We start from the raw sequence: 15,619 nt of genomic DNA, 5'->3' as shown, positions 1-15,619 counted from the left end.
GGTTGAACAGGTTTTCAGATATATCCAAAGGGAAAAATAGCATTCTTTTGGGAATGCGATCACCTATGATTATGATGCCAAAACATCACTCAGGATGACAACAGATAGATTTGGAACATTACGAAATCCATTGTCATTGGTGATAAACAGCGTACAGCCTTCAGTGATGGCTGTCGCAGCATGAATAGAATCAGGGGTTTTGAGATGGGTATTAGCCCTTAAATTAGCTGCCGTTCTCAGTACAGATTGAGTGATGGGAACTAGCTGTATATCTGAGGATAATAAAAGTTGTTCGTAGTCACTGACTAAGATAGTGTTAGCATTTTTTAGAGGGAAAACTAAGGTTTCCAGTAACGTCAATTCACTGGTCATGAGTTCAATTTCACCTGTTTGAAACTTCAGCCACAAGGGTTGAAGAAGCGAATAGTAATTCGAGTTAGCTTCAACGGTGTAAATAATGACTTGTGTATCCAAGTAAATTGTAGAAGAGGTTGGTAGGTTTAGTTGTCCCATGAGTTTCTTTCTTCTTCTAGTTCCCGGTCAATTTCTTCAACAGTTCTGGAAACATGACGGCTGCGGATTTCTGTCAACAATGCCAACACTTTACGTCGCCCACCTTGAGGCTTTTCTGGTATAATCACAAACACTTCAACCTCTTCACCCACAGATCCAGGCGGCACTTGAATTTCCAGTTTATTTCCTGCAAGAACTTTGGTTGTAATCCGTATTGCTGACTGCATACTTCCTCCTTTGCGATGATTAATTTTCAACAGCTCCTAAAGCTTTGAGCGTGGCTTTTTCAACTTCCGTTAAACCCGTAACTCCTGCAATATTCATGTTTTCATAAGGTCTGTCACTTTTGAGTATTTTGAGGCACTCACCAGTTTCAATATCCCAAATCATAATTGTGCCATCCCGACTACAAGCAGCAATAATTTTTTCATTTGAACTGAAGGCAACTGAGTTAATTCTACTGGTATGATCTTGCAAAATTTTTAGACATTCACCTGTACGGATATCCCATATTCTTACCGTTCCATCTACACTTCCACTAGCAACTATTTCACCCGAATAACTAAAGGCAACTGAACGTATCCAATCAGTATGCCCGTGAAAAATATTGAGGCATTCACCGCTGTTGATATCCCATACTCTTACTGTTTGATCGATACTTCCACTGGCAAGTATTTCACCGTTCTGGCTAAAGGCGATCGCGCGTACCCAATCCGTATGCCCCTGCAATATTTGGAGGCATTCACCAGTATGGATATCCCACAGCCTCACCGTTCCGTCAAAACCTTCACTGGCAAATATCTCGCCCAAAGGACTGAAAGCAGCCGAGTATACATAATTGTTATGTCCGTGCAACGTTTTGAGGCATTCGCCAGTACCGATATCCCACAGCCTCACCGTTTGGTCATAACCTGCACTCGCAAGTATTTCACCATTTGGACTGAAGGCGATCGATCGTGTTTCATTGCCAAATTCTGGCAAAGTATGAAGGCATTCACCACTGCGAATATCCCACAGTTTCAGTGTTTGGTCATAACTAGCGCTGGCAAGTATTTGACCCGAAGGATTGAAGGCAACTAAGTTTACCCGATCGAGATGCCCGTGCAAAATTTGGAGGCACTCACCGCTGCTGACATCCCACAGCTTGACAGTTTGTTCGTCATCGGCGCTAGCAAGTATTTTACCGTTTGGACTGAAGGCGATCGATATTACTTGATTGCGATGCCCTTGCAGTGTATTCAAGCATTCACCGCTGTCGATATCCCACAGCCTCAGCGTTTTATCGTAACTACCGCTAACAAGTATTTCACCGTTTGGACTGAAGGCGACTGACCTTACTTGATTGCTATGTCCTTGCAAAGTATTCAAGCATTCTCCAGTGCGGATATCCCACAGCTTTGCAGTTCGATCGTGACTTCCACTTGCGAGTATTTCGCCCGAAGGACTGAAGGCTATTGACCGTACTCGATCGCCATGTCCCTCCAAAGTTTTGAGACATTCACCGCTACTGATATCCCACAGTTTCACTGTTTTTTCGCTGCTGCCACTAGCAAGTATTTCACCCGCAGGATGGAAAGCTACTGAAAACACGTTTTTAGTATGACCGTACAAAATTTTGAGGCATTCACCAGTACCGACATTCCACAGCCTTACTGTTGTGTCGCCGCTTCCACTGGCAAGTATCTCACCAGCAGGATGGAAAGCAACTGAAAATACAACTTTAGTATGGTCTTGCAAAATTTTGCAGCATTCACCTGTGCGGATATCCCATAACCTGATCGTGCAATCGAAACTCCCGCTAGCGAGTAGATTTCCATCAGGATTGAAGGTGACTGACATTACCGATCCGGTATGTCCCTGCAAAACTTTTAAACATTCACCAGTCTTGACATCCCATAACTTGATTGTATTTTCATAACTCCCGCTAGCAAGTATCTCACCGTCAGGACTGAAGGCGACTGACTCCACCACGTTGGTATGTCCTTTACAGGTCAATATTTCTCTGCAACTGCCAGCTTCCCACAAGCGAACTACGCCATCAGTATCACCTGTAGCTAACAGTTTGCCATCGGGACTAAATATGACCGATCGCACGCTGCTGAAGATTTTAGTAAAATCAGAATTAGCCAAATTAGCTTCAGCAAAGTTGACGCGACGCAGCGTCGCATTTGTAAAATCAGCACCTAAAATAACCGCACGAGACAGGTCTTTTGTTTCTAACGCAGTGCGATCGATTTTCACCAACAGCGTCGCCGCATTCCCTCCCACATAACCTACCTCACTTTCAGTTTTTCCCCGCGTTGCTTCCAGAATTTCCAATAATTCCTCCGTAGCTACCGCTACATCGAGGCAAGGCCGGCACGAGGACACCGCCCCTACCATTGGTAACAATAAATCCATCACTGCTTTTGTCAGCGGCGCTTTTCCGAAACTCTGACAAAGTTGCCCTAAATCTTCAGCAGTAAATCCCTGCAAAGGCGCGATAAGCTCACCATTATTTCTCTTCTGGGCTTGCAATCGACAATAATTAGACCAAGTATATTTTTGAGGCGCTGCATTAGGATCTAAACAAGACTGTTCGGGCGCAACTAATTCGGTAAAATCTGCGGCCAAAACTCCCAATTCCGCTGCAAATTTATAAGCGACAAAAAACTCTAACAACGAACGGTGGGCCGGAGTATAATCGCCATCTGCATTGCGGATTAGCATCGTTTGACCCATCATGTCGTAGTGCCAGTGGTCTAAGTCTTTTTCCTCTTGCACGACGGAACCAAACAAGCTGCGAATGCGATCGGGAAAACCGCGATAATTGAGACTCATTTGGTTGGTAGACAGCATTTCCCAAGACAGTTCGCACAAAAAGTAAAGCTTATCTGCTACAGAAGTAAAAGTACGTTCAGCTTTGATATCTCTCTCTATCTTCCGCCGCACCGCATACAGATAAATCCGCGACATATCGACTGGTTTTCCAGCTTCAATATCGGGCAATGCTTCCAAAATTAACTCGGTCATCACCGGGCGACGCGCTAAATCCAATAGTTGCGGGTTTCCCATAACTTTTTCTACTGTCGCCGCTTCTGTTTGAAATGACAGCGCTTGCCTAATTTGCTCGTCGTTAAATTTTTCTAATTCTAAGACTTCAAATTGGGGAATTTCGCCTGTTAAAATGGTTGTTGATGCTTGCAGTTCTGCATTGAACAATGCCCGTCCTTCCTTGCCTTCAGGAAAGTGTTCGGTACGGCAAGTGAGGATGACTTTTGCGCCGGGAACGACGGCTTTTGCTAGTTCCCAGAAGTTGTTGATGGTTTCTTGCCGATCGCACTTAGCGGCCATTTCATCAAAACCATCGAAAATTAACAGAAATTTACCCATGCGATTAAGTTGTTCAAAGGCCGAATAACCCGCCAAAGGTATCTCGTGCTTGCGAAAGAAAAACTCGGAAAATAGCGACTCGACACTAACTGCTTTGGCGTAATCTCGCAAAGGAATTACTAACGGCAAACGCGGACGTTCTAATCCCCGCTTTTGAGCATTTCGGTAGCGTTGCAGCGCCATCCAAGCATAGTGCATCGCAAACCAACTTTTTCCAGTTCCAAATTCTCCTAAAACTGAAATATGTTCTTTTACTGGGTCATTCAACCACAGGTCAAGATAACCTTCGATCCAGCCATCTCGATCGCCATAATGACTCACGCCTATCTTGCGGTGAGTATCGGGGTCGATTTCTTCTTTCGTACAAGCTAGCGGCACATATTTGGTATCAATTCCTCGGCTGGTAATTTCTGTTTCTAGCCAATTCAGATAAGCGGTAAAATCGGCATCTTGGTCGAGTAATTCATCGAAGGTATAACAAGCTAAATCGCGATTTTCATCTTTTTCTACTTCATCCCGCGCCGCGCGACTGATGCGGCGGGCGGTGACTAACCACCCTTCATCGGTGCGCTGTTTTTCTACCGACTCGCGCAGGGCTGAGATGTCTCTGAGTCCGGCTTCTCCGGCTATTCCGCGCACTAAAATGCGATCGTACCGATTGCGTCTGACAGGAACATTGATAATCCATTCAAAATAGTTATCTTCCGATATTTGATAGGTTTCAAACTTATAACTTAATGTTTCAAACCATCCTCGAACTTGTTGTGATAAAATAAAAGCTTGAGACTTTTGAATATTAGTTGATGCTGCGGCGGGAAGTGCGGGATAATCTTCGGCTTCCAGTCGTGCAAACTCGGTGCGAATTCCTTCGATAGTGGGCAGGCGTTCGATGCGATCCATTACCAAAGATAGGCGTTTTTGCAAAGATGCGATCGAATTTCCCATCATCACATCTCCCAGCGTCCGCGTCCGCTTTGCTACTTCCATAAACACGGCGGCAAATGCCATAAATTCCCGTCTGGGGTCAATGCCTAAATCTCGAATTTCTTTGCCTAAAGCACTCTCATTAAGATAGTCGTCGCCTGCTTGAATTAAAATGGCTGGGCTATCGGACTCGAAAGCTTTGCGAAATGCTGATTCAATCTCTTTTTGGCGAAACAGTTCTAAAATCTGCTTGGGTTTGCCAGCGCCGTACTCTACTAAAGTATAAACATAAACTCCGCTAAAATCTGCGGGCGGAGCATCGGGGTCGAGGTTAAATCTTTTTAAGATTTTGATGACACTTTCGTTGCGCTGAAACTTGTCTTTGATGGTGCCGAAGGGAATTGTAGTCAGGATACTGATAACTAAGTCGAGACTAATTAGCATGATTTAGGCTTTCCTGTTTTTCCGTGGAAGTAATGCTCAAATCTAGAATCGGTAGGCTGTGTCCCTGAAATGCGCTGCGGGCGATGATCGCAAACTGCTTGAATTTTATGGTAACAGGATTTACGCACTTCGACCAAAGAAACTGGGTTTTTACCAAATCTGCTGGTAGGAGCGTGTCTTTTCGTAAAAAACCCGGTTTCTGACCCACGGTTGGTAAGTTATATCCAGTTAATTAGCTTAGCATCTTTTAGAAAAATTGACAACTCTAAAACATCGAAAAAACCGACATACATTGTAGTAATAATAGCTCTAATTGAGTTGTCATATCCGATTTTAAAAAGTTAAAATATAGATAACTAACAAATAAAACTTGCTATCTATGAAAATACAATCTTCTGTCTTAGTCCACCTGGGATTTGGGAAATATGTACGCTCCGATCGAGTAACAGCAGTAATACCAATTGAAGAAGAACGGGGGCCTGGTCGGCGCACTTTTGTGCACGTAGACGGCGAAGTAGACCCGATCGTTGCTTCGCGCGCGGAAGATACAATTGTTCGTGATTTGGTGCAGGAACCGCGCGAAATAACTCAAGCTCGGCAGCAACAAGAAATTCTGCAAGATTTGCTGGCAGATTTGAGCAATGTTAACGTCACCGTGCGCCGCATCAGCCGCGATGAAGGTGGACTCGATCTCGAACGTTTGGAGCGCCGCATTCGCCAAATTTTAGACGCCTAAAAAACAAAGACCGCCCGCGCGGTCTTTGTTATTGTTTGTGTCGCTAAAAATTTTACGTTGAGGGCTTCAATGTAATTTCGATGTCCGCTAAACCGGTGAGTTTTTCTACCACGGGTTCTTCTTCAACTCGCGGTACAAAAATAGTTAAACCTCCCGGAACGCACTCAATAGAAACCGGAGTCATGCCAATGATTTCGCCGTCTACAACCACTTTTTGAGGCGGATCGGCACTGATTTTTACTTTTTTTGCCCGCAAATAACCGATGTCGTCGCGATCCGTAGGATTGCCGCTCAAAGCTGTTTGCAAAAGGTGATAAGAAGCTGCGATCGCCCCAGCTTTATTCTCAGGCGCCACCAGCGTCACGTCCAGCAAGCCGTCATCAAAAACAATCCCTGCCGGGCCTTGAGCTAAAATCGAAGTAGCCGGCGCTGCATTCGCCACTGTTACGGCCACAGCAGTAAGGCTGATAATTTTATCTTCGGTTTCGATTTCCGCTTCAAATCTTTCTAAATTGTTTAACTGTTTAATTCCTGAAAGAATGTAAGCCAGCATTCCCCAGCGATTCTTCATTTCGCGATCGGCTAGTTCGACGGTTTCCGCCTCAAAACCCACTCCAGCTAACAAAACCATCGGCATTTCACCGTTGCAAATCGCTGCATCCACCACCCGCGTCAGCCCTCCAAAAATAGTGGCGCAAGCGGTTTCAATTGTATTCGGAATATCTAAAGCATTAGCAAAAGCATTAGCCGTTCCCCGCGAAATAATTCCTAAAGGAATATTTGTGCCGACAATCGCTCCAGCAACTGCTGATAATGTGCCGTCGCCCCCGCAAGCAATAATTTCCGCAACTCCTCTATCAACTGCTTCGCGGGCGATTTGGTCTGCGTCTAATTCGGGGGTTGTCAGCCGAATGTCTAAGTCAATAAAAGGCTCTAAAAGTTCCTGAATTCTAGCTAAGTCTTGGTGGGGGTCGCTGTTACCAGCGACGGGATTGAAAATTAGGCAAGCTGAACGTTTCATAGTTGATAATAGGTAATAGGTAATGGATAATGGCTGAACTGAAACTCTAGATTTTTTCGTTTAGTTTGTATCCAAGTTTCGATCGCGATCGTATCCCCCTTAATAAGACTCATTTTGACTGTTCTTATCCCCCCCTTATTAAGGGGAGTTAAGGGGGAGCAAGGCTCAACTATAACCCTGATTTAGACATGGTTTTAACATTAAGTTAACACAAATGCCATGCCCGCTAAACTTCCACAACAACCCTCACCTATTTTTCAAAGGTTTAGTTAAGACTTGACAAAAGTCCACTCTAAGACTTTGCGCGGAGCTTTGTGCAACGCTTCCTTGATTTCCTCATTGGTGTCAAATTTGACTTGATTTAAATTGCACGCTTCGACGTTGACAGTAAATTTATCGTCTTCAAAAGGCCAAGGAGTTACAGTCACGAGTTCGTTGCTGTGCTGTACAATATCGTAGCGCTTGCCGTCCGGGCCGACACTAATTTCTAAAGCTCGTTCTCCGGCGGGTAACTCGCGGCTGCAAAGAATTAATGATAGCCGATCGCACCACTGGAAAAAAGCATAAGCTGCCTTAGCATCTTCCTCGGAAATATTCAACTCTTTTTGCCATTTTTTTTGATTTTCCAGTTGTTCGTCCAAAAACTCGTCGAGTTCCTTCGACTCTCCCCGCTTTCCTTCATTGAGATAACTCATGTGCATAGAAATCAGCATGGCTACCCACCTACCGCGATATAGGGAATTCTGCGTCATGGCTTTAATTTTCGGCAGAGAAGTTTCCGTCTGCAAGGTAAAATCAAAGGGCGCGCCCGCTTCAGTCAAAATATTTTCTTCCCACTCTTTCTCCAAATCGTCGTGATGCGAAATCGCCGCTATGGTTTCGTAGAGGCGAACCGGAGATTTCGAGCGCTTCCACTGTCCGCCAAGTTGCGCCGCGAGTAAAGCGTGGGCGCGGTGGTAAATAATTTCCCAGCCGGTGGCGGTTAAATTAGCAATCATGGAATTTTTGTCCTGAATTAAGTTGATACAAGTATTTTGTGCGAGAATTCGGCTCTCGATCGCCCGTAGCCTTAAAAAAGCGGGAACCGGAATCGGTCAAAGCCCACATTTTTAAGAAGGATGGAGACTTACAGAAAAACGAAAGTTAAATCACAAAAGGTTCGATCGAGATCTCCTGCCATTTCCCCTCAAATCGTTCGACAACAATAGGTCGGATGCGGAACTTCGGGGGAGATCCATCGAGAACATCAATCCGCAAACACGAATAAGGACGGCGTTTATGGGAACCTTGACCGCTGCGGCCGACAAATAGCAAAGATTCCGCTACCCGCCGGCTGGCTGTTTCGGAACCAGACTGCCGCGCCAACCGATAAGCTTCAGGACTCAATGCTTCCTCCAACATCGGCCCTTCCGGGCGCTGGCGGCGGAGACTGTGGCCGCTTCCCCCGCAGACAATCCAATTAATCCCAGAGTCGCCGTGTCCAGTATCCCCAGTCCGCAGGTATTCCAAACAGTGAGCGTGGCCCGTCAGCACCAAATCTACTAGCGGACGCCCCCGCGCCACATCCCCAACTGCATCGGCCACCCCGTCGAGTACCTCGCGCAATCGCCACCGAACCGCCAAAGTTTGAGCTTGATTCCACTTTGTCGCCTCGGTCACGTAGGGGGGATGGTGCAGGTAAATTACCCGCCCCCGCACCTCGGAATCGCCCCAAGAGTTAATCAGCCTTTTTTTCAGCCATTCGAGCTGTTCAACGTCGGTGGCGGCTGTTTTGTCGGGGGACAGTTGTTTGTCAATATCCATCAACATTTCGTCAACTTGCTCTAACTTGGCCGCCAAGTCGTCTAGCTGTTCGTCTTCCTCGGGAATTTCGGGGTTGAGCCGATCGCACATTTCGATCATTGCCAATTTTTCTTGTTCCAACTTCTGGCGATCTAGTTCCAAATTCTGGCGGCGAATGTCGCCCTGTTTGGTTTTCGGGATCGGTAATGGCTCGTTGAAGGTGTTGGAGTCGAGGGCGAAGAAGTCGATGCCGCCACTGCGGAAGGTGTAGTAGCGGTTGGGTAAGCGGGTAAAGCGTCCGGGTTGGTAGCGGATGCAGCGGCCTGTGCTGGTGCTGGCGGTGTAGTGGGCGTCTAGGTGGCGATCGAGTTCTCCCGGCATTTTGTGAGCTTGCAGGTAGTCGAGAAAGGCTTTGGCGTAGGTGTTTCCGCGATCGGAACCGTGCCAGCCGACATCGAGATCCAACTTGGAACCCAACAGCCGGCGCAGCGGCAAAGCTGTCGCTGACAGAAGGCCGTAGACTATCGGCAAGTCGTAATAGTCGTGGTTTCCCGGTACGGGCAAAAACGGAAAATTAAACACCATGCGATCGTAGGCAATGCGAGAGGGATGCTCGCCGCCGACTATAAATTCTCGGTAGGGGCGAATAAAGTTTTGCAAGTAATATTCGCTGGAACCTACGAGATAAACTACATCGCCCGTGTGGACGACGAAACGGCAAGTTTCGCGCTCGGAGACCATCTGTTCGGCAATCTGCCGCTGGGGATTGTAACCGCGGTGATTGCCCGTGCCGCTGTCGCCTACGACTAAAAACGAAAACTCTGGAGAGTCGGTGGTTTGAGATTCTAAAACCATCCGAGTTTGGTCGATTCCCCGATGGACGATCGACTGTTCTTGCCACCGCACCCGCTCGTTCATTTTGCGGATTTTGACTGTTATTCGCGGGTCGGACACGAATTTCAATTCACCTAGTCTCCCAAATTGCTGAGTTCCTAGTTAATCATAGTGTAGCGATCGGGCGAGTTTTTACATCTCTCTAAAAGCTGAAAATCGAGGCGCGGGTACTCAGAAACCTGGTTTTTAGGAGAATACTGCCTGACAACTGACATATTGCACCATTCTCAATAAGCTTTTTAGGAACAGGCAAGATGCCTGTTCCACAATAAAATTCATCTCTTGTGGAACAGGCATCTTGCCTGTTCTTGAGAATGGTGCAACATCTCAGTTACAACTCACATCTTGTCGCATTCTCAATAAGCCTGTTATGGGCGGACTCTGGGGCCCAGCCCACAAAAAAACTCACTCTTTGTGGAACAGGTCGGAAAGCGTGTTAAGCGAGAATGGTGCAATATGTGAGACGATCGCACTCTCCGACTCTAAGTGCGATCGATCCCTACACCCTGACCCAAGCGGGCAACATCAGATAGAACGCAGTAAAAAAATATAAAATGGAAGCAATACAACTGTCTTTGTTCTCAAATGAGTCAGAACCAATTCCTGCCAAAAAGCAGAAGAAAGCAAAATTAGGGCGTTACGAACGCATCCAACGCGAACTAGAAGCAAATGACTGCGACCCCTACAAGATATTCATTGATGTTGAATCTCAGTCACTGCCAAAATTAGACTATACATTTGTCGATCTTTTTTGCGGTGCTGGCGGCATGACCCAAGGTTTATTGCAAGCTGGTTTTCGACCAGTAGCAAGTGTTGAAATTAATCCCATCGCCTCGGCAACTCATACAAAAAACTTTCCCGATTGCCATCACTTGTGCGACGATATAAAAAACTTAAATCCCCAAAAGTTGCTCGCTGAAATTGGTTCGCCCGAAGTTCATGTTGTTGTAGGCGGGCCGCCGTGTCAAGGTTTCTCAGTTGCAGGAAAACGCGACCCCAACGACCCTCGAAATCGCCTCTTTAGAGAGTTTGTCCGCGTCGTCTCTGAAATAAGTCCTTGGTATGTTGTCATGGAAAACGTACCCGGAATATTGACTATGCAAAAAGGAGCTGTTAAGCAAGCCATTTGCGAGGCTTTTGAGGAAATTGGCTATCCCCATATGTCCGTTGCTGTTCTGGAATCAGCCGCCTATGGAATCCCGCAAATCCGCCCGCGAGCCATTTTTATTGCCAATAGATTTGGGATGCAAAATCCCTATCCGAAGCCGCAATTGTTTCCAGAACAATACAAAGCGATTGAGTCAGCAATTGATGATTTACCAGAGTATACTCCCATCCCAGAAATCAACCACGAATGGACTCGTCATTCTGTTCAGTACATGGAAAGACTTGCTAAAGTTCCACCAGGCGGTTCTTTGTATGAAAGCTACGCCGATGCTTTCAAGCGACAGTATCCGGGAAAACCGAGTATGACTGTTAAAGAAAATCACGGTGGCACTCATATTCACCCTTATCTCAACCGCGTGATTTCAGCTCGTGAAATGGCTAGATTGCAAAGTTTCCCGGATTCATTTATTTTTGAAGGTTCAATGAAAAAGGCTATGTGGCAAATTGGAAATGCCGTGTCGCCGCGTTTAGCAGAGTGTATCGGTTTTGCACTTATTCCATATTTGACTGATATTGCTTTGAACAAACCTAGTTTACTTAATAAGTTCCTGTTCCAGAAATCTTAAATTAGTAAAAAACGTAAGCGCATCTCAGCTTGCTATTAATGGTTTTGTCTGACTCAGAAGTTCATTAGCCTTCTCTTTCAACTTATCCACCTGTAATTTATCATTACCTACTGAAAATGATTCAAGCGCTTGCTTTAATTCTTTCAGTGTTTCTAAAGGTAAAGCTTGAGCTTTTAGTGATTGCTCCAAATCCTTCCTATAATCACCTACAAGAGAGTCTAGAGCCTCAAAGTACCTTTTAATTTGTTGATCCAATGATTGCTCAATCAATCGGTTAGATTGTTCTTGAATTTCTTCGACTTTATTGTCAAAGAATTTAACAATTTCCCCCTTGAAAAGGATTATGTTAACTGTATATCTTTCTTTATATACAAGTTTGTCTAAGTCCACACGGAACCAACCAAAAAAGGTGCTAACTGCACCATAAATTGCGCTCAGTATTGGACTGTTAGCTACCATTGCCACTAAACGAGCAGCAAACTGCACCAACAAACCACCAAATGCTTCTTCTAACAATGCTGCGAGTAAATCAGATAACCCATACCCTCTGAATTCAAGATCAGGGGTATTCACTTCTATGTAAATATCAGCTAGCTTGAGTATATCTGGCTTAAAAATAACATCAAAATCTCTTTTTAACCTATCTTGAGCGCGTTCAATAATAGGCTTAGTTTCATTATCTAGTGACTCGGATAATTTTTGAATCCTGTTTTCAGTCTGTGTATCCGTCTCTTTACAAGCGACATCCAATTGACGTTCAATAATTTGCTTCGCCGAAGCTGCTATTTGCTCAGCGAATAGCTTGGCATCTTGCTTACTATCAAATTCAAATTCATCTTTATCTCTATTAAAGATGTTGGATATGTCGTCCAACCACTTGGAAAATACTGTTATAGCAGAATCTAAAACATACTTTTTCAATAGTGTGTCAAGTTCGTTTTTAACGTCTTTTTTGAGGGTTTCTAGGTTGGCGTTTACGGTTTCCTTTATTTGCTTTTTTGTTTGGGCAACCTCTTCATCTAGACTCCGACGGCAAGCAGTTAGACTAGAAAGCTCTTTGTTAAGATCCTCAATTGCTTGCTGAAGCTTTTCAGCATTACTGTTAATGTAAGTCAGGTCATTTTTTGCATTGTTACATAAATCATCTAGATGAATAAGACAACGATTCAATGCAAACTCCATGCAGCGGGGGGCAACTTGTAGCAAAATTACATTAATTGCTTCTTCCAGAAAAGATGCAAACTTTGATGCTTTCCAAAGTTTTACCGCTTTCTTTTGTAATTCCTCTACAGTTGCATCCTCCAGTTCATCCTCCCAATCAACAGGCCAGACTTCTCTAGCTAATGCTTCGGCAGCTTCAGGATCTTTAATATCTTGACTACTGAAAGATGATTGACGGAGAAAATCCTTAGCGCAGAATGCTTGCCTAGCAGAAACTTCAAATACGCGGTCTGTGTCGCCCAGTTCGAGGTTATTAGCAACAAATTGTTTTACCATTTCGGTATCTATGTCACCTCGACGACGCTCATCAATTTTATTAACTAAAACATATAAATTTTCTTGACTGCTTGTTCTAATAACTTTGTGAACTTCTGCTTTAATTTTTTCGGCTGCTTCAGCCCTCAATTCAGTAAAATTCAGGACAAGCAGCACAAGTTGGCTACGCTTAAGTTGCTTGGAAACTACAATTTCTAGTTTTTCGCTGACTCCGGCTTCACTTGGCCCAGGCGTATCAACGATTACAAGATTACCTAGCTTCTCTAGTTGTTGATTTTGCTCTGTTCTGAAAAAAGGAGTTTCGATAGATGGAATGTCATTGTCATTGAGCAACTGGAGAGGATCTTGATCTTGGGATACGGCCAAAATGTTGCAAAGACGGATAATATGATTCAACTCTGTCAGGATCTTGTTGATATTCTTACTGCCAGAGATTTCTTCGGAAATCCCAAAATCTGTATCACTGTGGATTTCTTGGAGTAAACTTGCTAAATGCGGATATTCACCAGTATGCTTAAGAACTTCTTCCATCCCTTGCTGCTCAATTTCCTGCCTGATAGCATCCAATGCTTTCTTAAATGCTTCACAAATTCTAGGACTCAATTTTAGAATCGGCTCGGCTGCATTTTCTTTCAATACAATCTCTGTTGGCAGTGTGGTCATCGCTGTAGCAGAACTTGGCAGGAGTTCTTGACCAATAATGGCATTAATAATTTTGGACTTGCCAGCATTCATCGGTGCGGCAATAGCCATTCTGAGTTTTAGGTCTGTGACTGTACCAATCTCCTTTGCAATTTCCTGTTGATATATCTGGTACTTGTTTTCTGAGCTATCCTCAGACTTAAGTTCTTTGCTAGCGCGACCCATCAGAGTGCTAACTTCTTGTAACAGGGCAATTACCTGTCTTTGCAGGTCTTGAACATTTGGCTTGGAGGGTTGAGAAGTCATAGGGTTTTTAGTTGGTGTTTATGGTGAATGGTAGCAGAGATTGTATAACAACTTTAAGCAATTTGTAGTCGTTTCCCCAACGTGTGAGGTTGTGGTAGAGGTTTGCCGTCTTCTTGATAGAGTTCAATCAATGTTTCTAACAATTCTTGTCCGTGTTTTGCTGCTTCCTCGTAAGTGTGTCCGTGAGTACAAGGCTGCATGACATCGGTAAACTCAGGCCACCTGACAACAAAAAGTCGATCTTCTTCTGACCACTGGATGATGAGACTGTAACGGCTATTCATCTTGTAGCTCCTTTAGCTCCTGCAAATCGGTTATTTTAATCAGCTTGTTGCTCCTCAACCCTATTTATTGTTAATTCTCACTCCAAGCTTTGAGCAAATATTTTTAAGGCTTTGACATCCTCTGATGAGATATTCCCCTCAATTTCCTGATTCTGAAATCGTAGAATTTCACCTCTACCATCTTTCGCAGTAATTGTAAGTGTTTTTTCTTGCTGCCAAATACGATACCGCTCTCCCTCAAGAAATTTACCGCCTTCGGGTATTTGTCTGCCGTAGTTTCTTAAGACTGTTTCCGCAGTTTCCACAATATCTAGACTATATTCATATAACAAAATATCACTAGCAAATTTGGGCATACCTGCTTTTTTTTCCAAAAATTCAAGTAATTCAGCAACAGTCTTCGGAGGTTTTTTGTACCTTTCCGACTGTTGCCGTAATAATCTCACTATTAAGTCCGGGTATTCGTCAAATAGATCGCTCATAAACTCATCAGGTGACAGCGATTTGATGTTCCAAGGAGCTAAATCCTTTTCTTTGAAATCCGCTAGATTGCTGGTAACAATGACATCAGCATTTGCTGTTACAGCAGCAGCAAGAACATGACGGTCTTTAGGGTCATTTTTCATGATTTGCTCTAAGCCGACAGGTACTTCAATTATTGCTTCGGGAAAGGCTGCATTGATTTCCGCTTCAAGATTGATTGCTTTCTCCTGGCATAATATCCCTTGGCGGACAAGGTTGCTCATTGCTTCATCCAGGATTTTCTGCGACCAATAGGGTAAATACAGACCAGCCTCGGCGGTAGAAAGCAGAGTATCGCGCAGATACATAGGAAACAGGACACAAGCATCGAGGACAACACTAAGCTTAGACATATTAATGTTGGAATTATTTCTATGCCTCGTACAAACCAGCTTCTTCGGTCATCTCGATTAGCCGATCCAAGTGTTTGCGACGTTGGTTGTCTCGATGTTCTTTATATAAAGTTAAATCCTCCAAACGAATACGTCTATGCTTTCCTACTTTGATACAAGGAATTTCTCCCTGGTCTAGTAACTTGACCAGAAATGGTCGGGATACATTCAGAATATCAGCAGCTTCTTGTGTTGTCAGTTCGTGATTGTGAGGTACTAGAGAGATAGCTTGACCTGATGCCATTGCACGCACGACCTGACGCAAAATGCTGTAGACTGATTCAGGAATTACTATCTCTTCTCCGTTACTTCCCACTAATTTTGGTTGTGCAAATTCGTGGCTGAGAATCCGATCTAATTTTGCTATTTCTTCTTGTTTTTGTTCGGGAATCAAAACTGACTCAAGCGATGCTTTTTGGTTCAACATAATTAATCTCTTTTTTGATGTGATTGTTTTTGAAGCACAGAGTAAATATGGTGGTAAGTAGATAGGCGGGAAAAAACCAATCTATGTAACAAAACATTAAGTTGCCTGATTGGAGTTAAACTTAAGACGT

12 protein-coding genes are annotated in these 15,619 nt (G+C 44.3%); 2 read left to right on the top strand and 10 right to left on the bottom strand.

The window, feature by feature from the left end; genetic code table 11:
• Positions 1-69 precede the first annotated feature (69 nt).
• Genes Q5691_RS18020 through Q5691_RS18010 form a run of 3 tightly spaced genes read right to left on the bottom strand, consistent with a single transcriptional unit; the run spans position 70 to position 5,253 of the window.
• On the bottom strand, positions 70-513 hold the full coding sequence (locus tag Q5691_RS18020; RefSeq protein ID WP_333308543.1) for a PIN domain-containing protein: 444 nt from the start codon (positions 511-513) through the stop codon (positions 70-72).
• Positions 501-740 carry a hypothetical protein gene (locus tag Q5691_RS18015; RefSeq protein WP_333211010.1) on the bottom strand — a complete coding sequence of 80 codons (240 nt, stop codon included), beginning with the start codon at positions 738-740 and terminating at the stop codon, positions 501-503. The genes Q5691_RS18020 and Q5691_RS18015 overlap by 13 nt, the downstream gene beginning before the upstream one ends.
• 19 nt (positions 741-759) lie before the next feature.
• A complete protein-coding gene (locus Q5691_RS18010) occupies positions 760-5,253 on the bottom strand; it encodes a WD40 domain-containing protein (protein WP_333308541.1) in 4,494 nt (1,497 codons plus the stop codon).
• Positions 5,254-5,632: 379 nt separating this feature from the next.
• Here Q5691_RS18010 and Q5691_RS18005 point away from each other — a divergent pair, with 379 nt between their 5' ends.
• Positions 5,633-5,989: a hypothetical protein gene (locus Q5691_RS18005; RefSeq protein ID WP_333211013.1), complete on the top strand. Its 357-nt coding sequence runs from the start codon at positions 5,633-5,635 to the stop codon at positions 5,987-5,989.
• Between the two features lie 52 nt (positions 5,990-6,041).
• On the opposite strand, the gene Q5691_RS18000 is transcribed toward Q5691_RS18005, so the two are convergent.
• The 3 genes from Q5691_RS18000 to Q5691_RS17990 form a co-directional block, all read right to left on the bottom strand.
• Complete coding sequence (locus Q5691_RS18000; RefSeq protein ID WP_333211015.1) at positions 6,042-7,010, bottom strand: YegS/Rv2252/BmrU family lipid kinase; 969 nt, start codon at positions 7,008-7,010, stop codon at positions 6,042-6,044.
• Between the two features lie 269 nt (positions 7,011-7,279).
• Positions 7,280-8,008, bottom strand: coding sequence for a DUF3891 family protein (locus Q5691_RS17995; protein WP_333211017.1), 729 nt, complete (start codon positions 8,006-8,008; stop codon positions 7,280-7,282).
• 145 nt (positions 8,009-8,153) lie between these two features.
• Positions 8,154-9,710 carry a metallophosphoesterase gene (locus Q5691_RS17990; RefSeq protein WP_333346050.1) on the bottom strand — a complete coding sequence of 519 codons (1,557 nt, stop codon included), beginning with the start codon at positions 9,708-9,710 and terminating at the stop codon, positions 8,154-8,156.
• Positions 9,711-10,240: 530 nt separating this feature from the next.
• Here Q5691_RS17990 and Q5691_RS17985 point away from each other — a divergent pair.
• Positions 10,241-11,419, top strand: coding sequence for a DNA cytosine methyltransferase (locus Q5691_RS17985; RefSeq protein WP_333346046.1), 1,179 nt, complete (start codon positions 10,241-10,243; stop codon positions 11,417-11,419).
• A 24-nt stretch (positions 11,420-11,443) separates the two neighbouring features.
• Here Q5691_RS17985 and Q5691_RS17980 read toward each other — a convergent pair whose 3' ends face one another.
• The 4 genes from Q5691_RS17980 to Q5691_RS17965 form a co-directional block, all read right to left on the bottom strand.
• Positions 11,444-13,864: a dynamin family protein gene (locus Q5691_RS17980; protein ID WP_333346043.1), complete on the bottom strand. Its 2,421-nt coding sequence runs from the start codon at positions 13,862-13,864 to the stop codon at positions 11,444-11,446.
• A 53-nt stretch (positions 13,865-13,917) separates the two neighbouring features.
• Positions 13,918-14,148, bottom strand: a complete 231-nt coding sequence (locus Q5691_RS17975; RefSeq protein WP_333211025.1) for a type II toxin-antitoxin system HicB family antitoxin — start codon at positions 14,146-14,148, stop codon at positions 13,918-13,920.
• A 77-nt stretch (positions 14,149-14,225) separates the two neighbouring features.
• Positions 14,226-15,023 carry a PIN domain-containing protein gene (locus tag Q5691_RS17970; RefSeq protein ID WP_333211026.1) on the bottom strand — a complete coding sequence of 266 codons (798 nt, stop codon included), beginning with the start codon at positions 15,021-15,023 and terminating at the stop codon, positions 14,226-14,228.
• A gap of 19 nt (positions 15,024-15,042) precedes the next feature.
• The gene (locus Q5691_RS17965) at positions 15,043-15,489 is read right to left on the bottom strand and encodes a helix-turn-helix domain-containing protein (protein WP_333211027.1); all 447 of its coding nucleotides are present in this window, start codon (positions 15,487-15,489) and stop codon (positions 15,043-15,045) included.
• Between the last annotated feature and the right edge of the window lie 130 nt (positions 15,490-15,619).

Source organism: Microcoleus sp. w1-18aA5, from assembly GCF_036701705.1.
In the GTDB taxonomy this organism is placed as follows: domain Bacteria; phylum Cyanobacteriota; class Cyanobacteriia; order Cyanobacteriales; family Microcoleaceae; genus Microcoleus.
This window is presented reverse-complemented; position numbering and strand designations above follow the sequence as displayed.